The organism is Leucobacter sp. Ag1, from assembly GCF_000980875.1.
Taxonomy (GTDB): Bacteria; Actinomycetota; Actinomycetes; order Actinomycetales; family Microbacteriaceae; genus Leucobacter; species Leucobacter iarius.
In genome coordinates this window covers 20,928-44,324 of record NZ_LAYO01000089.1, presented here as the reverse complement: position 1 = coordinate 44,324, position 23,397 = coordinate 20,928, and the positions used below count along the sequence as shown (strand labels likewise).

Genomic DNA, 23,397 nt, shown 5'->3' with positions numbered 1-23,397 from the left:
CGGGGCTCAGGACTTGCCGAGCGCCTTCGCGAGTCGTTCGGGGTGGCGGGTGGTCAGGATCCACGAGGGCGCCGGGTCCTGGGGGTCGGTGATCGCGATGCGCACGCCGCGGTGGATCCAGCCGCGGATGACGAGGTGCGTGCGCGCGTCCAGGCCGGGCCCGATGGCGGTGCGCAGCGCGTCGGCGCCGAGCGATTCGACGTCGCCGAGGAACTCGACGGGGATGCGCGCGCGACCCGCGGTGAGCATGCCGTCTCGGACCGTGATGGTGGGGCTCAGCAGCACGAGCGTGCCGGCGATGATCAGGTAGAGCAGGATCGCGACCGGCAGCGCCAGCGTCTTGTCGATGGGGGTGACGACGAGCGTCACCGCCGGGATCAGCAGCAGGAGGACCCCCAGGAGCGCCGGCGTGGGCCAGAGTCGTTCGTGGTAGCTGGGGGAGGCCTGCGTCTGCGTCATGCTCTCCATTATCGCGGGTCCGGATCCGGTAGCCTGTCCGGTGTGATCGATCCCCTTGAGATTCCCATCCGTGCCGAGCAGATTCCGAGCTATGCGATGCCCGGCGATGCGGGTGCCGACCTGCGCAGCACCGAGTCGGTGCTGCTGGCTCCCGGGGAGCGCAGGCTCGTGGGCACGGGCGTCTCGATCGCCCTCCCGGAGGGTTTCGCGGCGTTCGTGATGCCGCGCAGCGGACTCGCGGCCAAGCACGGCGTCACCGTCGTCAACGCGCCCGGAACGGTCGATGCCGGCTACCGCGGCGAGATCAAGGTGGCCCTGCTCAACACCGACCGCAGTTCGGCGTTCCAGGTCGAGTCGGGCGATCGGATCGCTCAGCTCGTCGTGATGCCGGTGGTCCGTGCGGAGTTCGTCGCGGTCGACGAGCTCCCCGAGAGTTCGCGCGGTGCGGGCGGCTTCGGCTCGACCGGCGTGCGCGACGCCTGACGGTTCCCGACCCGGCGCGTCCCGTGCGGCGCGCCGAACGTTCTTCCCCAACAGAAAGACCAGAGACACCATGAGCGACGAGACTCCCCAGAACGAGTCGAACCGGAACGCCGACGAGCTGGAGCTCCACGAACCGGCGGCACCGGAGGTCGACGACGCGAAGTCGGCGCCGGTCGACCGCGAGACCGCGGGGCCCTACGACGCCAGCGAGGTGCCGGCGATGCGCCCCTACGTGGATCTCGGCGGCATCAAGGTCGCTCCGCGCGAGGGCCTGCAGCTCCGGCTCGAGGTCGACGAGCGCGCGCAGCGCGTGGTCGCGGTGTCGCTCGAGTACGCCGATTCGCTCCTGCAGGTGCAGGCGTTCTCCGCGCCGAAGACGACCGGCCTGTGGCACGAGGTGCGTACCGAGATCGCTCAGCAGCTCGGCTCGCAGGGCGCCGAGGTCGCGCACGAGGACGGCGACCTCGGACCCGAGCTCCTCGTCCGCAGCGCGGGTACGAACGAGCAGGAGGTCCGGCTGGCCCGGTTCGTCGGCGTCGACGGCCCCCGTTGGTTGCTGCGCGGTGTGATCATGGGTCGCGCTGCGTCGGATGCCGAGGCGAAGGCGCAGATCGTCGAGCTGTTCCGCGAGCTCGTGGTGGTGCGCGGCGATGATCCGATGCCCCCGAGCGAGCTGCTCGAGCTCAAGGTTCCCGCGGGGCTCGCCCAGGGCGAGGCCGGGGTGCAGCAGGCGTGACCGAGCGCGATCCCCGCGAGGGCGCCGACGCGCCGGACGCGACCGGGGTTCCGGAGGCGACCGAGCCCGGTCCGGGGCGGCTTCGGGTCGGCGGTGCGCTGGGGCGCACGGTCGAGGCCGGGCTCAGCGGCGAGGCGGTCTCGGCGAGCGGTGTGCTCGCGGCGATCGGCGGCTGGCGCGGCGTCGCGGAGGCGTTGCTGCCGGGGGTCCTGTTCCTCGCGACCTTCGTCTGGACTCGGGATCCGCGCCTCTCGGCGATCGCCCCCGCGCTGCTCGCGGTGATCGCGATCGTGGTCCGCCTGCTGCGCAAGGAGCCGCTCACCGCGGCGTTCTCGGGCGCGATCGGCGTCGCCATCTGCGTGGTCGTGACGCTCATCTCGGGCCGGGGGCAGGACTTCTTCCTCCCGGGCTTCTGGATCAACGGCGCGTGGTCCGTCGGGCTCACGATCTCGCTGCTCGTCGGGTGGCCGCTGCTCGGCTTCGCCGCGGGCGCGCTGACGGGGGATCTGACGGGCTGGCGCAAGCAGCGCGCTCTGCGGCGCGCGGCGACGCTCTGCACGCTGCTGTGGCTCGCGATGTTCGTGCTGCGCCTGGCCGTGCAGCTCCCGCTCTACGCGAGCGCCCAGGTCGAGGCGCTCGGTGCGGCGCGGCTGGTCATGGGGACCCCGCTGTTCGCCCTGGTCGTGCTGTTCTCCTGGCTCGTGCTGAGCAGGGTCACCCGTGCGACCCAATCATCCGATGAATCGCCCGCGATCGACACGCCGAACGCGTCGGGCCAATGACGGTTCCGGCCAGCAAAATCAGCTAGAATTATCTCGACGTCAAGACAAATCGCTGACGTTCACGCCGGCTGCGCCTCTCGAGATGCGAACCGCTCCGAAGGGGTGCAGACTGGTGGCAGCAGCAGCACCCTGACTCACGAAGGAGAGCGGCCATGGCAGCAGTCAACAGTTTCGGGGCCCAGAGCACCCTGACCGTCGGTGGCACGGATTACCAGATCTACCGCATCGACAAGGTTCCCGGACACGAGCGGCTGCCCTACAGCCTCAAGGTCCTCCTGGAGAACCTGCTCCGCACCGAGGACGGTGCGAACGTCACCAAGCAGCACGTCGAGGCGCTCGGCAGCTGGGACCCCAACGCCCAGCCCGACACCGAGATCCAGTTCACGCCCGCGCGCGTGATCATGCAGGACTTCACCGGCGTGCCCTGCATCGTCGACCTCGCCACCATGCGCGAGGCAATGGCCGACCTCGGCGGCGACCCGCAGCGCATCAACCCGCTCGCACCGGCCGAGCTCGTCATCGACCACTCGGTCATCTCCGACGTGTACGGCAGCGCCGGCGCCTTCGACAAGAACGTCGAGATCGAGTACCAGCGCAACGGCGAGCGCTACCAGTTCCTCCGCTGGGGTCAGGGCGCCTTCGACGACTTCAAGGTCGTCCCGCCCGGGACCGGCATCGTGCACCAGGTCAACATCGAGTACCTGGCGCGCGTCACCTTCACCCGTGAGATCGACGGCGTGCTCAACGCCTACCCCGACACCTGCGTCGGCACCGACTCGCACACCACCATGGAGAACGGTCTCGGCGTGCTCGGCTGGGGCGTCGGCGGCATCGAGGCCGAGGCCGCGATGCTCGGCCAGCCCATCTCGATGCTGATCCCGCGCGTCGTCGGGTTCAAGCTGTCGGGCCAGATCCCGGCGGGCGTCACCGCGACCGACGTGGTGCTGACCATCACCCAGATGCTGCGCAAGCACGGCGTCGTGGGCAAGTTCGTCGAGTTCTACGGCGAGGGCGTCGGCTCCGTGCCGCTCGCCAACCGCGCCACCATCGGCAACATGAGCCCCGAGTTCGGTTCGACCGCCGCGATCTTCCCGATCGACGACGTGACGCTCGACTACCTGCGCCTCACCGGTCGCCCGGACGACCAGATCGACCTGGTCAAGGCGTACGCGCAGACCCAGGGCATGTGGCACGATCCGGCTCATGAGCCCGAGTTCAGCGAGTACCTCGAGCTCGACCTCTCGACCGTCGTCGCCTCGATCGCCGGCCCGAAGCGTCCCCAGGACCGCATCGAGCTGACCAGCGCCAAGGGGCAGTTCGAGCGCGACCTGCAGAACTACGCGCAGGCCGCCAACCCCGCCAAGGTGAAGGACGCGAACGGCGCCGAGTACACGATCGATCACGGCGCGGTCACCCTCGCCTCGATCACCTCGTGCACCAACACCTCGAACCCCTCGGTCATGCTCGCCGCCGGCGTGCTGGCCCGCAACGCGAACGCGCGCGGCCTCAAGGCGAAGCCGTGGGTCAAGACCACGCTCGCACCGGGCTCGAAGGTCGTCACCGACTACTACGAGAAGTCCGGCCTCACCTCGCACCTCGAGGACCTGGGCTTCTACCTGGTCGGCTACGGCTGCGTGACCTGCATCGGCAACTCGGGCCCCCTGAACGAAGAGGTCTCGGCCGCGGTCAACGAGAACGACCTCGCCGTCACCGCGGTGCTCTCGGGCAACCGCAACTTCGAGGGCCGCATCAACCCCGACATCAAGATGAACTACCTCGCGAGCCCGCCGCTCGTGATCGCGTACGCGCTCGCCGGTTCGATGGACTTCGACTTCGAGAACGAGCCCCTCGGGCAGGACGCCGACGGCAACGACGTCTACCTGCGCGAGATCTGGCCCGACCCGGTCGAGGTGCAGAAGATCGCCGACTCGTCGATCGACTCCGGCATGTTCACCGAGAAGTACGCGAGCGTCTTCGACGGCGACCAGCGCTGGACCTCGCTGCCGACGCCCGACGGCGACGTGTTCGAGTGGGACGCCAAGTCGACCTACGTGCGCAAGCCCCCGTACTTCGACGGCATGCCCGCGACCCCGGCTCCGGTCTCCGACATCTCGGGCGCCCGCGTGCTCGCCAAGCTGGGCGATTCGGTCACCACCGACCACATCAGCCCGGCCGGCAACATCAAGGCCGAGACCCCCGCCGGCAAGTACCTGCAGGAGAACGGGATCGCCCCGCGCGACTTCAACTCCTACGGCTCGCGCCGCGGCAACCACGAGGTCATGATCCGCGGCACCTTCGCGAACATCCGCCTGCGCAACCAGCTCCTCGACAACGTGGAGGGCGGCTTCACCCGCGACTTCACGCAGGAGGGCGCACCGCAGTCCTACATCTACGACGCGTCGCAGAACTACCAGGCGGCGGGAATCCCGCTCGTGGTGCTCGGCGGCAAGGAGTACGGTTCGGGCTCGTCGCGCGACTGGGCGGCGAAGGGCACCAGCCTCCTCGGCGTCAAGGCGGTCATCACCGAGAGCTTCGAGCGTATCCACCGGTCGAACCTCATCGGCATGGGCGTGCTGCCGCTGCAGTTCCCGGCCGGCGAGAACGCCGATTCGCTGGGCCTCGACGGCACCGAGTCCTTCGACATCTCGGGCGTCACCGAGCTGAACGAGGGCCGCACGCCGCGCACCGTCCACGTCACCGCGACGCACGAGAACGGCACCGTCACCGAGTTCGACGCGGTCGTCCGCATCGACACCCCGGGCGAGGCCGACTACTACCGCAACGGCGGCATCCTGCAGTACGTGCTGCGCTCGCTCGCAGCCTAAGGATCGCACGTCACCACGAGGGGCTCCGGCGCATGCCGGGGCCCCTCGCGGCGTTCAGTAGACTGATGGGATGCATCGGCCGCGCGCCGAGCGGATCGGAGGCGTGACGGGTGGCGATCCTGGATCGAATCGACGGCCCCGGCGATCTGGCCGGGCTGAGCCTCGAGGAGTGCAAGCAGCTCGCCGCCGAGATCCGTGAGTTCCTCATCGCAGAGGTCTCGAAGACGGGCGGGCACCTGGGGCCGAACCTCGGCGTCGTCGAGCTCACCATCGCCCTGCACCGCACCTTCGAATCGCCGAAGGATCCCATCGTCTTCGACACGGGCCATCAGAGCTACGTGCACAAGCTGCTGACCGGTCGCAAGGACTTCTCGCGCCTGCGCAGCAGCGACGGTCTCGCCGGCTATCCGCAGCGCGGCGAATCCGAGCACGACATCGTCGAGAGCTCGCACGCGTCGAGCTCGCTCAGCTGGGCCGACGGCATCTCGCGCGCCTTCGCGCGCACCGGGCAGTCGGAACGTTTCGTGATCGCCGTCGTCGGCGACGGAGCGCTCACGGGTGGCATGACCTGGGAGGCGCTCAACAACATCACCGACGACAACTCGCGCAACCTCGTCATCGTGATGAACGACAACGGGCGCTCCTACGCGCCGACCATCGGCGGTATGGCCCGGTTCCTCAACTCCGTGCGCGTCACCGGCGGCTACCGCGATCTGCAGGAGGGCAGCGAGCGGCTGTTCGGGCGCTTCGGTGCGCCGGGCCGCACGGTCTACCGCGCGACGCGCGGTGCGATGCGCGGCTTCGTCAGCCGGGCATCGGGCAACCAGGATCTCTACAGCAACCTCGACATCAAGTACGTGGGCCCCGTCGACGGGCACGACCTGCCCGCGCTCGAAGAGGCGATGCGGCAGGCGAAGGGCTACGGCCGTCCGACCCTCGTGCACGTGATCACCGAGAAGGGGCGCGGGTACGCTCCGGCCGAGAACGACGTTGCCGACCAGTTCCACTCGGTCGGGCAGATCGACCCGGGCAGCGGCGAGCCGCTCGAGGTCTCGTCCGGCCGCAGTTGGACGGGCGTGTTCCGGCAGCGGATCCTGCAGCTCGCGCGCGAGAACGATCGGATCATCGGGATCACGGCGGCCATGCTCAAGCCGACGGGCCTCGACGCGCTGGCCGAGGCGTTCCCGGAGCGGGTCATCGACGTCGGGATCGCCGAGCAGCACGCGGTGACGAGCGCCGCGGGGCTGGCCTACGGCGGCATGCACCCCGTCGTCGCGATCTACGCCACCTTCATGAACCGCGCCTTCGACCAGCTGCTGATGGACGTCGCGCTGCACCGGGCGGGCGTCACCTTCGTACTCGATCGCGCGGGGATCACCGGACCCGACGGCGCGAGCCACAACGGGGTCTGGGATCTCGCCACCCTGCAGGTGGTCCCGGGCATCCGCATCTCGGCGCCGCGCGACGAGGAGCGGCTGAGCGAGCTGCTGACCGAGGCGGTCGCCGTCGACGACGGTCCCACGGTGATCCGCTACCCGAAGGGCGCGGTCGGCGACGCGCTTCCGGCACTGCGACGCACCGAGGACGGCACCGACGTGCTGCGCGAGGATCCGGCGCGCGAGGACGGGACGCGCGACGTCCTGCTGGTGGGCGTCGGGCCGATGGCGCGCGTCGCCGGAGAAGCCGCAGAGCTGCTCGCCGCACAGGGCGTCTCGGCGACGGTGATCGATCCGCGCTGGGTGGTCCCGGTCGCCGAATCGGTGGTCGAGTTCGCGCGCGGGCATCGCCTGCTCGTCAGCATCGAGGACGGGATCCGCGTCGGTGGTATCGGCACTCGGATCCGGCAGGCGCTGCGCGACGCGGGCGTCGACACCGCGGTGAGCGAGCTCGGCACCCCGGACGAGTTCCCGCCGCACGCGTCCCGCGGCGAACTGCTCGAAGCGGCGGGCCTCACGGCCGAGCGGATCGCGGCGGACGTCGTCGAGCAGGTCCGCGGCAACCGGATCCCGGTCGCGCGCCCGGAGTAGGTGCGCTTCGATCCCGTCATCCTGCGCGACGGAGGTCTGGTCATCCTGCGCGACGAAGGTCTGGTCATCCTGCGCAACGGAGGAGTCGCAGGATCCCTACCGGGGTAGAGATCCTGCGACTCGCAAGCTCGCGCAGGATGACGGGAGCAGTCGGACTGCCGACGGCTCAGCGCGCGCCGGCGACCAGCGGGTCGTGGAACGTAGCGCCGAAGACGCGCTCGCTCGCACCCACCCGGTCGAGGTAGGGCGTCGCCCCGCCGGCCTGGAACGGCCAGCCGGCGCCCAGGATCAAGCACAGGTCGATGTCCTCCGCGGCGTGCACGACCTGCTCGTCGAGCATGATCTTGATCTCGCCGGCGAGCTCGTCCTCGACACGGCGCAGGATCTCCTCCTCGGAGACGGCGGTCTTGCCGAAGCTCAGCTGCTTCTTCGCCGCGCGGGAGAGGTCCTCGACCTTGCCGAACTTGTTCTTGACGAGCGGATCCTCGATGTCGGCCATCGCGTGCAGGTTCGGCGATGCGTAGAAGCGCTCGGGGAACGCCGCCACCATCGTGTCCTGCACGTGCGCCGCGACCTTCCAACCGACCAGGTCGATGAGCTCGAACGGACCCATCGGCAGACCGATCGGCGCGAGCGCCCGCTCGACGACGGGCAGCGGGGTGCCCTCGTCGAGCGCACGCGCAGCCTCGCCCATGACCTTGGCCAGGAGGCGGTTCACCACGAAGCCGGGGCGGTCGGCGGTGATGACCGCGCTCTTGCCGAGCTTCTTCGCGACCGCCATCGCCGTGGCGAGGGTCTCGTCGTCGGTCGACGGCACCTTCACGACCTCGACCAGGGGCATGACCGCGACCGGGTTGAAGAAGTGGAAGCCCACGAGGCGTTCGGGGTGCGCGAGGTTCGCGCCGATCTCCTCGACCGAGAGCGACGAGGTGTTGGTCGCGATGACCGCGGTCTCGGCGATGATCGGCTCGATCTCGGCGAACACCTGCTGCTTCACCGAGAGCTCCTCGAAGACGGCCTCGATGACCCAGTCGCAGTCCGCGAAGAGCGACTTGTCGGTCGTGCCGCTGACGAGCGCGCGCACCTGATTCGCGTCGTCGGCGCCCAGGCGGCCCTTCTGCTCGAGCTTGTCGATCTCGCCGTTGATGTAGGCGAGGCCCTTGTCGACGCGCGACTGGTCGAGATCGGTGATGACGACGGGCACGCGCAGCTTGCGGGCGAAGAGCAGGGCGAACTGGCCGGCCATGAGGCCCGCGCCGATGACGCCGACCTTCTGCACCTTCTTGGCGAGCTCCTTCGGGGGAGCTCCCGCGGGCCGCTTCGCGCGCTTCTGCACGAGGTCGAACGCGTAGATGGACGCGTGGAACTGGTCGCCCGAGATGAGCTGCGCCAGCGCCTCGTCCTCGCGCTCGAATCCGCGCACCCGGTCGTTGTCCTTCGCCGCGCTGAGCAGGTCGAGCGCGATGTAGGGCGACTTCGCCGCGGTGCCGATGCGCGCCTTGAGTGTGTCGCGGGCGATCTTGATCGCCGCGGGCCACTTGGTGAGGCGCTCGAGCTTGCCCGGCTCGTTCGGCCGCTCGACCTTCTCGGCGCCGGTGAGCACCGAGTCGGCCCAGAGGACCGACTGCTCGAGGAAGCTCGCGGGACCGAACATGCGGTCGAAGAGTCCGGCCTCGAGCGCGTCCTTCGGCTTCATCATGCGGTTGTTCTTGAGCGGGTTCGAGACGATGATCTCGATGGCCTTCTCGATGCCGACGAGGTTGGGCACGATGGTCGCGCCGCCCCAACCGGGGATGATGCCGAGGAAGACCTCGGGGAAGGCGAGCGCCGCGGCGGACGAGTCGACGGTGCGGTAGTCGCAGTTGAGGGCGATCTCCATGGCGCCGCCGAGCGCGAGGCCGTTCACGAACGCGAACGAGGGCACGCCCACCTGGCCGAGCTTGCCGAGCACGTAGTGCCCGAACTGCGCCATGAGCCGTGCGTTCTGCTCGGTGGCGAGGGTGGAGACCTTCGAGAGGTCGGCGCCCGCCGCGAAGATGAACGGCTTGCCGGTCACGGCGACGGCCTGGATCTCGCCGGCCGCGGCACGGGCCGCGAGGCCGTCGAGCACGGTGTTCAGCGCGTCCAGGGTCAGCGGCCCGAGCGTGTTGGGCCGGGTGTGGTCGCGTCCGTTGTCGAGCGTGATGAGCGCGAGGGTGCCGCCCGAGGGCAGCGCCACGTCGCGGACGAACGATTCGGTGACGACCTCGTCGGCCGAGGCCTCGAGGAGCGGGGAGAAGTCGATGGAGCGGTAATCGGTCATCTTCGGCTACTTGCCCTTCTTGCCGTCGTAGTTCGGGTTCTCCCAGATCGCGGTGCCGCCCTGGCCGAGGCCGACGCACATCGCGGTGACGCCGTAGCGCACATCGGGGCGCTGCTCGAACTGGCGGGCGAGCTGGATCATGAGGCGCACGCCGGACGCGGCGAGCGGGTGGCCGAGCGCGATCGCGCCGCCCCAGGGGTTCACGCGGGGATCGTCGTCGGCGATGCCGAAGTGGTCGGTGAACGAGAGCACCTGCACGGCGAAGGCCTCGTTCAGCTCGAACAGGCCGATGTCGTCGATGGTGAGTCCGGCGCGCTTCAGCGCCTTCTCGGTCGAGGGCACCGGGCCGAGACCCATGACCTCGGGCTGCACGCCCGCGAAGCCGAAGCCGACGAGCCGCATCTTGGCGGGGAGGCCGAGCTCCTTCGCGGTGTCGGCGCCCGCGAGCAGCGAGACGGTCGCGCCGTCGGTGAGGGGGGAGGCGTTGCCCGCGGTGACGCGTCCGTGCGGACGGAACGGCGTCTTGAGCGTGGCGAGGCCCTCCATGGTGGTCGCGGGGCGGCGGCCCTCGTCCTCCGTGGCGAGGCCCCAGCCGGCTGCGCTGCGCAGCGCGACGGGGATCAGGTCGGGCTGGATGTCGCCGCGGTCGTAGGCGGCCTGCACCTTGTGCTGGCTCAGCATGCCGAAGCGATCCGCGCGCTCCTTGGTGAGCGCGGGGAACCGGTCGTGCAGGCGCTCGGCCGTGACGCCCATGTTCAGGGCGTCGGGGCTGACGAGGCGCTCCGAGACGAAGCGCGGGTTCGGATCGGCGTCGAGGCCGATCGGGTGCCGGCCCATGTGCTCCACGCCGCCGGCGATCGCCAGGTCGTACTGGCCCGAGCCGATCGCCGCGCCCATGAACGAGGCGACGGTGAGCGCGCCGGCGCACATGCGGTCGAGCGCGAAGCCGGGCACCGTGACCGGGATCCCGGCGAGCATCGACACGGTGCGGCCGAGGGTGAGGCCCTGGTCGCCCTGCTGCGTGGTCGCGGCGATCCCCACGTCGTCGATGCGGTCGAGGGGGAGGTTCGGGTTCCGTGCGATCAGGCCCTGCAGCGCCTTGACCGCGAGGTCATCGGCCCGCGTACCCCAGTACATGCCCTTCTCGCCCGCGCGCCCGAACGGGGTGCGGACTCCGTCGACGAAAACAACGTCTCTCATTGCGGCCACTCTGCCTCCATCAAATGGGTGTGATGTGATCACTCACCATCCTAGGAAGTCGGCGGCACGGGGGACGAGTCGCCGTGCGGAACCCGCAGGAAACGCTTCGGGACCGCGGCGTCAGCTTTGTTTGGCCTCTACAAAAGCGACGGCGATGATTGGTGCGGTAATGACAGCCTGCCAGTGGCGGGCGCCGAGCTCCTCGAGCCGATCGGAGATCTGCTCGGCACTCGCGGACGAGGTGCCCTTCGCCGGCTTCGGCGGCGCCCAGGAGACGCGGCGGAGCAGCTCGGGGGTCAGCAGGTTCTCGAGCGGGATGCTGCGCTCCTCGGCTTCCGCGGTGAGCGCCTCCCGGGCGATCGACAGGCGCGCGGCAGCGTCGGGGTGGCGCTGGGCCCACCCGCGGTGGTGCGGCATCGCGTCGGGATCGCGCGGGCGCGGCTTCGGCAGCTGGTCGGTGGTCTTGCCGCGCAGGGCCGCCTCCCACCAGCGATCGAGCTCCGTCCGGCTCGCGCGACCCGCGAAGGTCTTGAGCCGGGCCAGGTCGCCGCGGGACCGCGGCATCGCTCCGGCCGCGGCGACGATCGAGGAGTCCGGCAGCAGGCGGCCGGGGGCGGTGTCGCGTTCGCGGGCGAGCTCGTCGCGCGCGAGCCAGAGCTCGCGGACGATCGCGAGCTCGCGCGGAGAGCGCAGGCGGTGACCGCCCGAGACCTTACGCCACGGATCCTCGACCGGCGGCTTCGGTGCGCGCTGGCGGACCGCCTCGAACTCCTCGTCCGCGAACTCCCGCTTGTGCTGCGCATCGAGCTCGTGCGCGATCGACTCGCGCAGATCGGGCAGCAGGGCGACGTCGAGCGCCGCGTACTCGAGCCACGATTCGGGCAGCGGACGGGTCGACCAGTCGGCCGCCGAGTGCGCCTTCTGCAGCGAGATGCCGAGCTGCGATTCGACGAGCGCTCCGAGGCCCACGCGTTCGAAGCCGAGCAGTCGTGCGGCGAGCTCCGTGTCGAAGAGCAGCGGCGGGTGCAGGCCGAGCTCGTCGAGGCAGGGGATGTCCTGGCTCGCGGCGTGCAGGATCCACTCGAGCCCGTCGAGCGCCTGCGCGAGCGGGGCGAACGAGGAGATCCCGGTGGGATCGAAGAGGAAGGTTCCCGAGTCCTCGCGGTACGCCTGGACGAGGTACGCCTCGCTGCCGTAGCGGAAGCCGGAGGCGCGCTCGGCGTCGACGCCGACGGGGCCATGACCGGTCGCGAGCGACTCCGCCGCGGCGCGCAGCCCGGCGTCGTCGGTGACCATGGTCCAGGTGGAGTGGAGGTCCGCTTGCTGGAGCACGGGTTACGCCCTCCGGCCTTCGCCGCGGTGCGCGCGCTTCGCGCCGAGGGAGGCGACGCCCTCCTGGTGCGGGAGCCCGGCGAGCAGGCAGAGCAGCTCCGACCAGGCCTCCGCGTGGGCGCCGAAGTCGGTGCCGAGCGGGGTCCAGGAGGCGCGGATCTCGATCTGCGCCGCATCGCCCTGCTCCTCGAGCGTGCCGAAGCCGGTCGACAGGGTCTTCGTCGCGGTCCCGGACGCGAAGGTCACCTGCGCGCCCCGGGAATCGAGCGCGTCGACGAGCCACGACCAGGCGACGTCGGCGATGAACGGATCCACACCGATCTCGACCTCGAGGGGGGCCTGCGCGAAGCAGATGATGCGGAACGGGGAGCCCCACTCCGCGGCGGAATCGGGATCGTGCAGCAGGATCAGGCGGCCCGCCCCGTAGGGGGAGTCGCCGCTCTCCTCGGCGGGGTGCGCCGAGCCTCGGGTGACGCCTGCGGCGAGCGCCACGGAGCGCGGCGCGATGCGTTCGGGGGCCGGGATCTCGCGCACCTGCAGCTCGCTGCGGAACCGTGCGTGGCGCAGCTGCTCGGCAGCGCGCTCGAACGCATCGGTATTCACTTCGTTCCCGGACTTCACACCTGGAACACTAAGGATTGCTGAGAGTATGGTGCGGATGCCACGCCGCGCTGCAGAAACATCCCGGAGGTGCCCATGAGCAGGCTTCGACCGATCCAGGCGGTCGTCGGTTTCGCCGCGATCGCGACGGCGACGGCGGCCGGGTGCGGTCTGCTGGCCGGTGCGGTCGCGCGCCGGGTGGTGACGCCCGAGGCGCGACCGGACTCCTCGACACGGGTGCGTTCGGTCGTGCCCGCCGCGCGGGCGTCGCGCCGCTACGGGGTGGACGGTCCGGTGGTCCGGATCCGGGGCGGGTGGTCGGAGCTGCCGGGGAGCTACTCGCTGATCCTCGACGGCGGCGCCACGCACGCGAAAGTGGGGCCGGTGCTCGAGGCGCGCCGCGGGGGCGCGGTGCGCGAGATCCTCGCGACCGATCGCGGCCGCGTGCGGCGCGGGGCGACGGGGCGGGTGACCGGCTGGTGGTACGCGGATCCCGAGGAGCTCGCCGACGAGATCGGCGGAGGAGCCTCGGTCGAGCGGATCGTGCTGCCGCTGGAGGACGGGCCGGCGACGGCCTGGATCGTGCGCCCGGCCGATCCGGTGCCCGGTCGGTGGGCGGTGCACGTGCACGGCATGGGCGCGCTGCCGGCCGAGACGCTGCGCGGTGTGCCGCCGCTGGCGCGCGCCGGTCTGACGAGCCTCGTCATCTCCTATCGCAACGATTCGGGTGCTCCGCGCGGTGCGCACGGTCGCTACGGCCTGGGTTCCGCCGAGCAGCGCGACGTTGACGCGGCGATCGCCGAGGCGGTGCGCCGGGGCGCGACCCGGGTGACGCTGTTCGGGTGGTCGATGGGCGGTACGGCGAGCACGCTGGCGGCGACCCGGGGCGCGCACCGCGATGCGGTGGACGGGCTCGTGCTCGATTCGCCGGCGCTCGACTGGCACGGGCTGCTGCGGCACCAGGCGCGACGGGTCGGGATTCCGCGCCCGATCGCGGCGCTCGCCGTGCGACTGCTCGAGGGCGGTCGTGTGCGCGGCGGCGATCCCGCGTCGCCGGGGCTCGCCGCGCTCAGCGCACCCGAGCTGGGGCGCGGGCTCGCGGTGCCGACGCTGATCCATGTCAGCGCGGGCGACACCTACGTACCGGAGGACGGGGCGCTGGATTTCGCGGCCCGGCACAGCGACCTCGTCGTGCTGCGCCGGCAGCTGGTCGGCGAGCACGTGAAGCTCTGGAACGTGGATCCCGAGGCCTGGGAGGCCGCGACCGAGCGGTTCGTCCGCGCGCTGCCGGATCCCGCGCCGCGATCGGATGCGGCCGACGGCGCCCCGCGCGGGTAAGCTGTCGGCGATGTCTCAGGATCCGCAGCACAGCTCCGCCCACCTCGTCGACCGCAGCCCGAGCATCTCGGGCGCCGAGCTGGTCGCGACCCTCGTCCCCCCGCGGCAGTTCGACGGGGCGAGCTTCGACTCGTACCGTCCGGACCCCGAGTACCCGTCGCAGGCGGAGGCCCGCGATACGCTGCGCGCTTTCTCGGAGCCCGAGGCCCCCATGGCCCGCGGCGGCTTCTTCGGCTTCGGCCGCAAGAAGGCGGCGGCCGAGCCCCGACCGAACACGCCGACCAAGCCGGGCGTCTACCTCGACGGCGGCTTCGGCGTCGGCAAGACCCACCTGCTCGCGGCGACGTGGCACGCGACGGCCGGACGCAAGTACTTCGGCACCTTCATCGAGTACACGGCGCTCGTGGGCGCGCTCGGCTACTCGGGGGCGCTCGGCGTGCTGCAGGGCGCCCGGCTCATCTGCATCGACGAGTTCGAGCTCGACGATCCGGGCGACACGATGCTCATGACCCGACTGATCGGTGACCTCGTGAAGACGGGCTCGCGCATCGTCGCGACCTCCAACACTCCGCCGAACGCGCTCGGCGAGGGCCGCTTCGCCGCGGCCGACTTCATGCGCGAGATCCAGGCGATGGCCGACAACTTCGTCACCATCCGGATCGACGGCACCGACTACCGTCAGCGCGACCTCGACGGCGATGCGGTCGCCCTGAGCGACGAGGCGTACCGCTTCGCGCTCGCGGATGCCGCGGCCGCGGGGGAGCGCACGACCGACGACGACTTCTCGACGCTCGTCGCGCACCTCGCGACGGTGCACCCGTCGAGCTACTTCGGCATGCTGACCGGGGTGCAGTGCATCGGCCTGCGCGACGTGCACGAGCTCACCGACCAGTCGGCCGCGCTGCGCTTCGTGGCGTTCATCGACCGGGTCTACGACGCCCAGATCCCGATCCGGGCCACGGGCGCCCCGCTCACCACGATCTTCGGCGGCGGCATGCTCGACGGCGGATACCGTAAGAAGTACCTCCGCTGCATGTCCCGCTTGAACGCGCTGACGCAGGGCGAGATCGCCTCATGAGCTCCGGCGGCGGAGGCGGCCTGCTGCGCGCGATCCTCGACGCGCTGATCGAGGCGCTCCGCCGCGGCCTCCAGAGCCGCTCGGATCCGGCCGGGAAGCGGACCACCGCGGGCCCGCGCACGGGCCCCTCCGGTGCAGGCACGGAAGCGTCGCCGGGACAGACCGGCGACGGTGCGACCCGCGACCTGGGCGCGGCCGAGATCCGGCGCCTGCGCCCGAGCTACGCGCCCGCGGTGGACGGCACCCCCGATCCCGGCGAGGTCATCTGGACCTGGGTGCCCTACGCCGAGCACGACGGACGCGGCAAGGATCGCCCGGTGCTCATCATCGCGCGCATCGACGCCACCACGGTCGCCGGCTGCTACCTGTCGACCAAGCAGCACCGCGGCTTCATCAGCGTCGGCACGGGGGGCTGGGACGGCCAGGGGCGCGAGAGCTTCCTCTCGCCCGAGCGCGTGCTGCGCATCTCCGACTCCGGCATGCGCCGCGAGGGCCACGTGCTCGATCGCGCGCGGTTCGAGCGCGTCGTCGCCGAGCTGTCGCGGGAGCTCGGCATCGGTCGCTGACCTCGCGGTCGCCGCTGTCGCCGCGGGCGACGGGCGATCAGCTGCTGACGGTGCAGAACGGGTGCCCGACGGGGTCGAGGTAGACCCGGAACGTGTCGTGCGCCTCGAGGAATCGTGCCCCGAGCGCGAGCAGGGGTGCGTGCGCGGCTTCGAGGTCTGGCACGAGCACATCGAGGTGCAGCTGCTGGTCCCCGTCATCGCCCGGCCAGACCGGCGGGACGTATCCGGAGGAGCCCTGGAAGGCGAGCTTCGCCGGGCCCTCGGGGAGTTCGAGATCGACCCAGCCGTCGTCCTCGCCGGACACGACCGTGCCGCCGAGGATCCCGCGATAGAACTCCGCGAGCGCCGCAGGATCCGGGCAGTCGAGGACGGTGCTGTGCAGGGTGCCGATCATCGGGACTCCTTCGTGCGATGCGCGGTGGGCGGCCGATGGAGAACCCGCCGGCCCGCCCAGGCTACGCCTCGGGTCCGGACGGCGCGAGCGCGTGCCGACCGGGGCCGGCCCCTGTGTACGCTGTGAGGCGTGCGCGGCCGACATCCGTCGGCGCCCGCCCGCCGAACCCCGCGGGTGCTCGACCCGAGGAGGAACGTGACCGCCGCTCAGCCCGATCCGACGCCGACCCGTCGTGCTCCGATCTCGGGGATCGTCGCGCTCCTGGTGGGCATCGCCGCCTTCGTGTTCTGCTGGGTCCCGTTCCTCGGCCTCGGGCTCGGCGCCGGTTCGATCGTGCTCGGGATCCTGTCGGTCCGCGGCGGTCGAGCGCGGGGCGCCGGCATCGGCGGACTGGCGTTCGGCGCGGTCGCGGCGATCCCCGCGGTCGTGATGACCATCATGTTCATCGCGGCGTTCGTGATCGCCCTGCCCGCCGGCACCGGCACCGGCACCGGCGCGAGCGGGACGGCCGCACCCCCGGGCGCGACCGCGAGCCCGGCTCCGAGCGTGACTCCGACCCCGAGTCCGAGGACCGGCGCGGAGGAGAAGGCGCAGTACGAGGCGCGGCTCAAGGAGCGGCAGGAAGCGGAACGTGCGGCACGCGAGGAGGACGCGCGGAAGAACGGGGTCGAGCTGCCGGACCTCTCGGGGCTCGACGGCAAGACCGCGCAGTGGCGGTTGGAGGACCTCGGTCTGACGGTCCGGTTCGACGGGAAGAGCGGAACGGTGCTGGCCCCGGTCAACTGGACCGTCATCGGCAGTTCTCCCGGTGCGGGGAAGCGGGCGAAGCTCGGGAGCACCGTCGTGCTCCGGATGGAGAAGACCTCGGAGATGACTCCGAGTCAGACGCCTGCGGGGCAGTAGCGATTCGAGGCGATGTCCGTACCCCGGAGTAGGGTGTCTCCCATGTCGACGCCGCCGGTTGTTTCGCTCCGTTCCCGCACCGATGCCGATTGGGACGCGCTGTACGGGATCGCGTCGGACCTCGACACCTGGGAGGAACGCAACCCGGGGCGGCCCGCAGCGCCGCGCCGCGAGGCCTGGCAGGCCCGGATCCAGGAGCGCGAGGCGAACCCGGACGGCAGCATGAGCTTCGTGATCGACGTCGACGGCGACGCGGTCGGCACCGTGGGCGTGTTCGACATCGACGAGGTCGCCAGGCACGGTGAGATCGGGATCGCCCTGGCCCAGCACGCCCGTGGCCGGGGCTTCGGGAGCGAGGCCATGGCGCAGATGCTCGAGTTCGCGTTCCTTCGCGGCAACCTGCGCCGCATCCACCTCGAGGTGATCTCGTCGAACGCCGCGGCGATCCGCGTCTACGAGAAGCTCGGCTTCGTGATCGAGGGGCGCCAGCGCGAGCACGCGTGGGTGCGCGGGCACTACGAGGACATCGTGCGCATGGGGCTGCTGCGCGCCGAGTGGGCCGAGTCGCGCGAATCGAACGGATGACCGATCTCACGTACCCGGAGGTGGGCGCGACCGGGGGCGAACTGCCGGCGGGGTACCACCACGTGCGCACCGAGCGCGTCATCGGGCGCGGCCGCGAGCGCTTCGAGGGCTGCTGCGACGAGCTCCTGTCGGGCGCCGTGCAACGGCGGGCCGGCGCCGACGTCAGCGCGTCCGACGAACCGTTCCGGACGGGGACCGAGGTGCGGATGCGCCTGCGGATCGGTCCGCTGAGCTTCATCGCGCCCTGCCGCGTCGTCTGGGCAGAGCGCAGCGCCGATCGCTGCGGTTTCGCCTACGGAACCCTGCCGGGGCATCCCGAACGCGGCGAGGAGCGGTTCGAGCTCCGCCTGGATCCCTCGGGCGACGTCGTGTTCCGGATCGTCGCGTTCTCCGCATCCGCCCGCTGGTTCACGCGCCTCGGCGGACCGCTCGGCCGTCTCGTGCAGGCGCGCATGACCCGCCGGTATCTCGCCGCGTTCGACTAGCGCTTCCGGCTGAACCGCTCCAGACGCTCCTCCGGGCCGAGCCGGGCCATCTCGGCGTACCACTCCGGCGTGAACGCCTCTGCGGGCTCGGCCGAGGCCACCGGCACCACGGCGTGCGTGATCGTGTCCTCCCACACGTGCACCAGGTGGAAGGACTGGCCCGCATCCATCCCGTTCACCCGTTCGACCGGGAGCGCCAGGTCCATGGTGTAGCAGGTCGCCGACGCGACGCTGACCGGGATCCCGGCGAAGGTCCCGCTCGTGGAGTAGTGCAGGTGCCCGGCGAGGATCGCGCGCACGTCGCTGCCCGCGATCACCTCGGCGAACGCCGGCTGGTCGCGCAGCTCCAGGATGTCGAAGAACGGGATGTGGCTCGGCAGCGGCGGATGGTGCAGCGCGAGGATCGTGCCCAGCGGAGCGGGTTCGACCAGTTCGGCCCGCAGCCAGGCGAGCTGCTCGGGATCGAGCTCGCCGTGGTGCCAGCCCGGAACGGTGGAGTCCAGCGCGATGACGCGCAGGCCGCCCAGGTCGTGCACCGCGGTGATGGGTGCCTGGCTGCCCGGCTCGTCGAGCAGGTGCTCCCGCATCGCCGGGCGCTCGTCGTGGTTCCCGGCCACCCAGATCAGCGCGGCTCCGATCTCCTCGGCCAGCGGCTCGAGCATGCCCCGCAGTTCGCGGTACGCGGCGGGTTCCCCGAGATCGGTGAGGTCGCCCGTCACCACGATGGCGTCCGGGCGCGGTTCCATCGCACGGACCCGCTCGACGGTGCGTTCGAGGTTGCCGACGGTGTCGTAGCGGCCGCCGAGGGCGGCACCGTCGAGCAGGTGCGTGTCGCTGAGGTGCAGCAGCGTGCGGAGGGCCGGCGCGTGCGCACCGAAGCGGATCTCGGTCATGGCGCCAGCCTAGGGCCGGACTCCGTGCGATCCCGTTCGCCGCTGCGGGAGCGCCGGTGCGGGCCGCCGCTGCGGGGCGGTCGCGCCTACGCCTCCGAGCGCCGGGGGAGCACCCAGTCGGCGCGGGGGAAGTGGCAGGTGTACCCGTTCGGGTAGCGCTGCAGGTAGTCCTGATGCTCCGGCTCGGCCTCCCAGAACGGCGCGGCGGGCTCGATCGTCGTGACCGCCGGCCCCGGCCACAGGCCGGAGGCGTCGACGTCGGCGATGGTCTCCTTCGCGGTCGTCTCCTGCTCGGGGGTGAGCGGGAAGATCGCCGATCGGTAGCTGGTGCCGATGTCGTTGCCCTGGCGGTTCAGCGTCGAGGGATCGTGGATCTGGAAGAAGAACGCCAGCAGATCGCGGTAGCTCGTCCGCGACGGGTCGAAGACGATCTCGACGGCCTCCGCGTGGCCGGGGTGGTCACGGTAGGTGGCGTGATCGTTCTGCCCGCCGGTGTAGCCGGCGCGCGTGCTCAGCACGCCGGGCTGCGCGCGGATGAGGTCGTCGAGCCCCCAGAAGCAGCCGCCGGCCAGCACGGCCGTCTCGGTGCCGGGGGTGCGGGTGATGGATCCGGTGTCGGTGATCCCGCTGGTCATGGTGCGTGCTCCTCGGTCGTCGGGTGGTGCGTTCGTGTCGTGCCGACGTCGCCGGAAGGCGGCGTCATGAGGGACAACGCGTTCGTGCTCTCATTTGGTCCCACCGATCTGAGAAGGGGCTGGGATCGATGCGCGGCACGACCGAGCCTGGCACGGTTCGCAGAGCATCCGCCTCTTCGTCGGCTGCACTGATCCGAGCGATGTCGGCTGGGACGTGATCCCGATGCAGCCCCGGCGCCTCGAGAAGCGCGGGTGCCGTCCATCTCTTCGACGATTGGACGCCGAGCCGACGACCGGATGCCGAACCGGCGACCGGCTCGCCGTCCACTTGTCGCTCAGGCATCCACCGGTGTCGACCGCGTCGCGCGCTCCGATCAGGCTGGGCCGGGCACGGCTGTCTCTGCTCGACCCTGTTCGCTCCTGCGGCCGACGGCTCGGCCCGGCCCCTGAAACCCAAAGAACCCCCGGCTGAGCCGGGGGTTCTTGCGGTGGGCGATACCAGACTCGAACTGATGACCTCTTCCGTGTGAAGGAAGCGCGCTACCAACTGCGCCAATCGCCCGTTTCGCTCGCGATCTCCCGCGGGCCAACCTGATCGATAATACACACTTTCGGAATGGCCGTGCACATCGGGTCGCCGCCCGGGCGATTCCGCCGCGTCGCGTGCCCTAGTTGGGGCGCGTCGCCGGCGGCGCGAGGTCGCTGTTCAGCTTCTGATCGAGCTCGTCGCTCGTCTTGGTGAGCTGCTGCAGCTCGGTGCGCATCGTCTCGTAGCTCGCGATGTCGCTCTCGAGCTGCTCGCGGTCCTTCGTGAGCTGCTGCTGGCGCGCGGTGAGCCCGTCGCGGATCCGGTTGAACTCATCGGGATCGTCGGCGAACTCGTAGGCGTTGTTGCGCTTGGTGAAGCTCTGCGCGTCCGTGTTGAACTGCGCGACGGCCGCGTTGTAGGCCTCGCGCCGCTGCTCGACGCTCGTCCGCAGCGTCGTCATCTGCTTCTCGAGCGTCTTCGCGCGATCCTGCAGCTGCGTGAAGACGCCGTGGTACCGGTCGAAGTCGTCGACGATCGCGCTGCGCTTCCCGAGCCACTTCGCATAGTGCTCCTCGAGCCACTTCGGCAGCGTGTGGACCTCGGTGCCGAGCACCGAGTGCAGTTCGTTCGCGAACGCGCTGGGGGAGAGCGCGTCGTACACCGACATGCGCTCCTTCAGTCCCGGATCGGTCTTGATCCGTTCGTCGTAGAAGGCGCGCAGCTTCTTGGACATCTGCGCCTGCTCGTCCCCGCTCATGCGCGCGTAGACCGCGTGCAGCAGTTCGTGCGCGGCGGTGACCTCGACGATCCCGTCGAGGCGCTTGTCGGTGACGCCGAAGAGATGGATCGTGCCCTTCGAGTAGCAGCCCAGCACGTGCCCCTGCTCGCCGTGGGAGACGTCGGAGCACTGGGTGCTGAAGTGCTGGCTCGCGTCGAGGGTCGGTTTCGACGCCAGGAACACGCGCTCGCCCGCGGGAGTGAGGTCGAGCCGGCCGATGAGCGACGAGACCTGCTCGCTCGGCGTGAAGTTGCGCGCCTCGATCTCGTCGGAGATGAGCTGCTGGTTCGCGATCGCGAGCGCGCCGACGACGATCACCAGGATCGCGACGCACGCCCACGCGACGCGAGCGACCGTCTTGCGCGCACTCCGAGCCATGCGAACCAGTATCCGGGAGCGGGCCGCGGAAACGGCTCGCCGCGCCGAAAACCGCGGAAAATCAACGTTCTGAGACGCGCCACGCCCGGCTGTACTGGACTGATTTGCGGTGCCCCAGCAACTTCCCTATAGTTATTCGAGTCGCAAGGGCAACGCGGAAACGCAGAGCAAGCGATGTGCGGATGTAGCGCAGTTGGTAGCGCATCACCTTGCCAAGGTGAGGGTCGCGAGTTCGAGTCTCGTCATCCGCTCCAGTGGCCGAGTGCAACTCGGCCGCTTGTGGTGTCAACCACAACCACGGTGGCGTGGCCGAGAGGCGAGGCAGCGGCCTGCAAAGCCGTATACACGGGTTCGAATCCCGTCGCCACCTCGTTGGCATAACTGAATAGCCTGAAGTTTAGGCGCGATTGGCGCAGCGGTAGCGCGCTTCCCTGACACGGAAGAGGTCACTGGTTCGATCCCAGTATCGCGCACAGAAGAAAACCCCCGGTGAGAGCCGGGGGTTTTCGTTTTTTATGACCTCCTATTTGATGGTCTCGGGTGCAGAAAATCACCCCAAAATCACCCCGCGGAAAAGTGGGGGAGTGATGGTAAGTTTTCCCTGATCAAGGGCCTAATTCGCGGATACTTGACGGCTTGCTGGTTCGTCCCTGCTGGACCCCATGCGGGCTGGTCTGCGGGGGTCGCGGTGCGGCCGATGACTTGGCGGCAGCCTTATTGAGCACGTCGAGCGCCGCGCGGTCGGCGTAGTCACCGAGGTGATGCAGGTATCTCGCGGTGACCTTGATCGAGCTGTGACCCAGCCAGTGCTGGACCGTCGTGAGCGGGACTCCTTGCATAAGCCATTCGCAGGCGGCGGTGTGCCGGAGATCGTGGAGCGTTCGCCCGAGTCCGGCATCCTCCCAGCGGGTTGCGCGCACGAACGAGGTGCGAAACAGCTGCCCGCCGTTGGGACTGGTGAACAGCAGATCGTCTGAGTGCTTTCCTTCGGTGAAGCGTTGGATCACCGGGACGAGGTAGTCGGGGAGTGGGAGGTTTCTACTCTTGCCCGATTTGGGCGTCTTACCAGAAGCGCCTTCGGGCTGGTTGCGCGAGATCTGGAGCATCGGCATCGGTACGTCGATGAAGTGCTTCACCTGCATGGCGCGAGCTTCACCCCAGCGGAGACCGGTGCGTCCCAGGACAAGGACCAGATCGCCATAGACCGGACTGATCGCGGAGACGGTGGTGTGGACGCTTGCGAACTGCGGTGCAGGGAACGGGCGCATTTCTTCTCGCGCCCGTCGGTCTTTCGGCGGTGCTGTTTGCGTCACCGGGTTCTGAGCGACATACCCTTCGGCAACGCACCAACTGAAGAACGCCGAAAGGGAAGTCCGATACCGGCCTACGGTGGAAGGCACCAGTCCGCGTTTGGCGAGGTCATCTTGCCACTTCGCGACTGCGCTAGGGCCTACCGCGCTGACTCGGAGCTTTCGAAACCAGGTTGGCAGCACCGGCTCGCGCCTGCTTCGTCCTGCGAGCTGCTGCGCCGACGGAAGGAGGAACCGGTCCGTCTTGAGCGTGGTCTCGCTTACTCGGTTCTCGCGCTGTTCCAGCCATTCCGACAGCAGAGTCTCAACCGCGACCTTTCCCACGCTCGGGTCGTAGCCCTGCTCATCGAAGATCGTCCGCTGCCGCCGCTCCCAATCCGTCGCTGCCCGCTTGGTGTCGAACCGGCGAGTGCGGACGACACGGCCGGCGATCTTGAGTCGGCCTTCCCACTTGCTACCTCGACGAGTCGGCATGGCCGGAACCTCGACGCGGGGCACGATGCCGGGGCGTCGCTCGTCCCTCGAGCCATGACTGAACATCAGCGACCCGATATCGGGGGATTCCGTCTGCAAGCCAGCACACCGCCGGGCCTTCGCCAGACTGCCTCCAACGAACGAGGGCCGACTTCGAGACCGCGAGCAGAGAGGCGACCTGGGCGGTGCGCAGGAGAACATCTGCGGAAGCCGCGTCTGGCTTCGAATCCATCTGGCTTCTCCGATCCTTCTAGGGCACCCAACACGGGCGCTACGAGTTGTTCTGAGTCAGGAGTTGCGTCGGG

The 23,397-nt window shown here is 70.1% G+C and carries 22 protein-coding genes and 4 tRNA genes; 14 read left to right on the top strand and 12 right to left on the bottom strand.

Annotated elements, in window-relative coordinates; all coding sequences use genetic code 11:
- Positions 1 to 6: 6 nt before the first annotated feature.
- Positions 7 to 459 carry a DUF3093 domain-containing protein gene (locus XM48_RS06985; RefSeq protein WP_231580830.1) on the bottom strand — a complete coding sequence of 151 codons (453 nt, stop codon included), beginning with the start codon at positions 457 to 459 and terminating at the stop codon, positions 7 to 9.
- Between the two features lie 42 nt (positions 460 to 501).
- On the opposite strand from XM48_RS06985, the gene dut reads away from it, so the two are divergent.
- The 5 genes from dut (at position 502) to dxs (ending at position 7,312) form a co-directional block, all read left to right on the top strand.
- Positions 502 to 942 (top strand): dUTP diphosphatase, encoded by a 441-nt coding sequence (gene dut, locus XM48_RS06980; RefSeq protein ID WP_046455080.1) that lies wholly within the window; start codon positions 502 to 504, stop codon positions 940 to 942.
- Between the two features lie 70 nt (positions 943 to 1,012).
- Positions 1,013 to 1,678 carry a DUF3710 domain-containing protein gene (locus tag XM48_RS06975; protein ID WP_046455079.1) on the top strand — a complete coding sequence of 222 codons (666 nt, stop codon included), beginning with the start codon at positions 1,013 to 1,015 and terminating at the stop codon, positions 1,676 to 1,678.
- Positions 1,675 to 2,460, top strand: coding sequence for a DUF3159 domain-containing protein (locus tag XM48_RS06970; RefSeq protein WP_046455078.1), 786 nt, complete (start codon positions 1,675 to 1,677; stop codon positions 2,458 to 2,460). The genes XM48_RS06975 and XM48_RS06970 overlap by 4 nt, the downstream gene beginning before the upstream one ends.
- A 152-nt stretch (positions 2,461 to 2,612) precedes the next feature.
- Positions 2,613 to 5,285 carry an aconitate hydratase AcnA gene (gene acnA, locus XM48_RS06965; RefSeq protein WP_046455077.1) on the top strand — a complete coding sequence of 891 codons (2,673 nt, stop codon included), beginning with the start codon at positions 2,613 to 2,615 and terminating at the stop codon, positions 5,283 to 5,285.
- Between the two features lie 110 nt (positions 5,286 to 5,395).
- Positions 5,396 to 7,312: a 1-deoxy-D-xylulose-5-phosphate synthase gene (gene dxs, locus XM48_RS06960; protein ID WP_046455076.1), complete on the top strand. Its 1,917-nt coding sequence runs from the start codon at positions 5,396 to 5,398 to the stop codon at positions 7,310 to 7,312.
- Between the two features lie 166 nt (positions 7,313 to 7,478).
- Here the strand turns inward: dxs and XM48_RS06955 are convergent, their stop codons facing one another.
- The 4 genes from XM48_RS06955 to XM48_RS06940 form a co-directional block, all read right to left on the bottom strand.
- Complete coding sequence (locus tag XM48_RS06955; RefSeq protein WP_046455075.1) at positions 7,479 to 9,614, bottom strand: 3-hydroxyacyl-CoA dehydrogenase NAD-binding domain-containing protein; 2,136 nt, start codon at positions 9,612 to 9,614, stop codon at positions 7,479 to 7,481.
- 6 nt (positions 9,615 to 9,620) lie between these two features.
- A complete protein-coding gene (locus tag XM48_RS06950) occupies positions 9,621 to 10,823 on the bottom strand; it encodes a thiolase family protein (protein WP_046455074.1) in 1,203 nt (400 codons plus the stop codon).
- Between the two features lie 111 nt (positions 10,824 to 10,934).
- Entirely contained in the window at positions 10,935 to 12,110 is a 1,176-nt protein-coding gene (locus XM48_RS06945; protein ID WP_046455097.1) for an HRDC domain-containing protein, read from the bottom strand.
- A gap of 39 nt (positions 12,111 to 12,149) precedes the next feature.
- Positions 12,150 to 12,749 carry a DUF3000 domain-containing protein gene (locus XM48_RS06940; RefSeq protein WP_231580829.1) on the bottom strand — a complete coding sequence of 200 codons (600 nt, stop codon included), beginning with the start codon at positions 12,747 to 12,749 and terminating at the stop codon, positions 12,150 to 12,152.
- Between the two features lie 93 nt (positions 12,750 to 12,842).
- On the opposite strand from XM48_RS06940, the gene XM48_RS06935 reads away from it, so the two are divergent.
- Genes XM48_RS06935 through XM48_RS06925 form a run of 3 tightly spaced genes read left to right on the top strand, consistent with a single transcriptional unit; the run spans position 12,843 to position 15,728 of the window.
- Positions 12,843 to 14,084 (top strand): S9 family peptidase, encoded by a 1,242-nt coding sequence (locus tag XM48_RS06935; RefSeq protein WP_046455072.1) that lies wholly within the window; start codon positions 12,843 to 12,845, stop codon positions 14,082 to 14,084.
- A 10-nt stretch (positions 14,085 to 14,094) separates the two neighbouring features.
- The gene (gene zapE / locus XM48_RS06930) at positions 14,095 to 15,162 is read left to right on the top strand and encodes a cell division protein ZapE (RefSeq protein ID WP_046455096.1); all 1,068 of its coding nucleotides are present in this window, start codon (positions 14,095 to 14,097) and stop codon (positions 15,160 to 15,162) included.
- On the top strand, positions 15,159 to 15,728 hold the full coding sequence (locus XM48_RS06925; protein WP_046455071.1) for a type II toxin-antitoxin system PemK/MazF family toxin: 570 nt from the start codon (positions 15,159 to 15,161) through the stop codon (positions 15,726 to 15,728). Before zapE ends, XM48_RS06925 begins: the two co-directional genes overlap by 4 nt.
- 37 nt (positions 15,729 to 15,765) lie before the next feature.
- Here XM48_RS06925 and XM48_RS06920 read toward each other — a convergent pair whose 3' ends face one another.
- Positions 15,766 to 16,122 carry a VOC family protein gene (locus XM48_RS06920; RefSeq protein ID WP_046455070.1) on the bottom strand — a complete coding sequence of 119 codons (357 nt, stop codon included), beginning with the start codon at positions 16,120 to 16,122 and terminating at the stop codon, positions 15,766 to 15,768.
- A 195-nt stretch (positions 16,123 to 16,317) separates the two neighbouring features.
- On the opposite strand from XM48_RS06920, the gene XM48_RS06915 reads away from it, so the two are divergent.
- Genes XM48_RS06915 through XM48_RS06905 form a run of 3 tightly spaced genes read left to right on the top strand, consistent with a single transcriptional unit; the run spans position 16,318 to position 18,095 of the window.
- On the top strand, positions 16,318 to 17,025 hold the full coding sequence (locus XM48_RS06915) for a PASTA domain-containing protein (protein ID WP_046455069.1): 708 nt from the start codon (positions 16,318 to 16,320) through the stop codon (positions 17,023 to 17,025).
- A 42-nt stretch (positions 17,026 to 17,067) separates the two neighbouring features.
- Positions 17,068 to 17,610, top strand: coding sequence for a GNAT family N-acetyltransferase (locus tag XM48_RS06910; protein WP_052961346.1), 543 nt, complete (start codon positions 17,068 to 17,070; stop codon positions 17,608 to 17,610).
- Positions 17,607 to 18,095 carry a DUF1990 family protein gene (locus XM48_RS06905; protein ID WP_046455068.1) on the top strand — a complete coding sequence of 163 codons (489 nt, stop codon included), beginning with the start codon at positions 17,607 to 17,609 and terminating at the stop codon, positions 18,093 to 18,095. Before XM48_RS06910 ends, XM48_RS06905 begins: the two co-directional genes overlap by 4 nt.
- Here the strand turns inward: XM48_RS06905 and XM48_RS06900 are convergent.
- The 4 genes from XM48_RS06900 to XM48_RS06885 all read right to left on the bottom strand — a co-directional run bounded on the left by XM48_RS06900 (position 18,092) and on the right by XM48_RS06885 (position 21,308).
- Positions 18,092 to 18,988 (bottom strand): phosphodiesterase, encoded by an 897-nt coding sequence (locus XM48_RS06900; protein ID WP_046455067.1) that lies wholly within the window; start codon positions 18,986 to 18,988, stop codon positions 18,092 to 18,094. The genes XM48_RS06905 and XM48_RS06900 overlap by 4 nt on opposite strands.
- Positions 18,989 to 19,074: 86 nt before the next feature.
- Positions 19,075 to 19,623, bottom strand: a complete 549-nt coding sequence (gene msrA, locus XM48_RS06895; RefSeq protein WP_046455066.1) for a peptide-methionine (S)-S-oxide reductase MsrA — start codon at positions 19,621 to 19,623, stop codon at positions 19,075 to 19,077.
- Between the two features lie 489 nt (positions 19,624 to 20,112).
- Positions 20,113 to 20,185: transfer RNA gene (locus XM48_RS06890), tRNA-Val, on the bottom strand.
- A 106-nt stretch (positions 20,186 to 20,291) separates the two neighbouring features.
- Positions 20,292 to 21,308 (bottom strand): hypothetical protein, encoded by a 1,017-nt coding sequence (locus XM48_RS06885; RefSeq protein ID WP_052961345.1) that lies wholly within the window; start codon positions 21,306 to 21,308, stop codon positions 20,292 to 20,294.
- Positions 21,309 to 21,486: 178 nt separating this feature from the next.
- Here XM48_RS06885 and XM48_RS06880 point away from each other — a divergent pair.
- The 3 genes from XM48_RS06880 (at position 21,487) to XM48_RS06870 (ending at position 21,781) form a co-directional block, all read left to right on the top strand.
- Positions 21,487 to 21,562 (top strand) — tRNA-Gly (locus XM48_RS06880).
- A 45-nt stretch (positions 21,563 to 21,607) separates the two neighbouring features.
- Positions 21,608 to 21,678 (top strand) — tRNA-Cys (locus XM48_RS06875).
- Between the two features lie 31 nt (positions 21,679 to 21,709).
- A tRNA-Val gene (locus XM48_RS06870) sits at positions 21,710 to 21,781 on the top strand.
- Positions 21,782 to 21,913: 132 nt separating this feature from the next.
- On the opposite strand, the gene XM48_RS17500 is transcribed toward XM48_RS06870, so the two are convergent.
- Both XM48_RS17500 and XM48_RS17495 read right to left on the bottom strand, forming a co-directional pair.
- Entirely contained in the window at positions 21,914 to 23,191 is a 1,278-nt protein-coding gene (locus tag XM48_RS17500) for an integrase (RefSeq protein ID WP_231580828.1), read from the bottom strand.
- Positions 23,073 to 23,324 (bottom strand): AlpA family transcriptional regulator, encoded by a 252-nt coding sequence (locus tag XM48_RS17495; protein WP_084821042.1) that lies wholly within the window; start codon positions 23,322 to 23,324, stop codon positions 23,073 to 23,075. The genes XM48_RS17500 and XM48_RS17495 overlap by 119 nt, the downstream gene beginning before the upstream one ends.
- Positions 23,325 to 23,397: the final 73 nt, after the last annotated feature.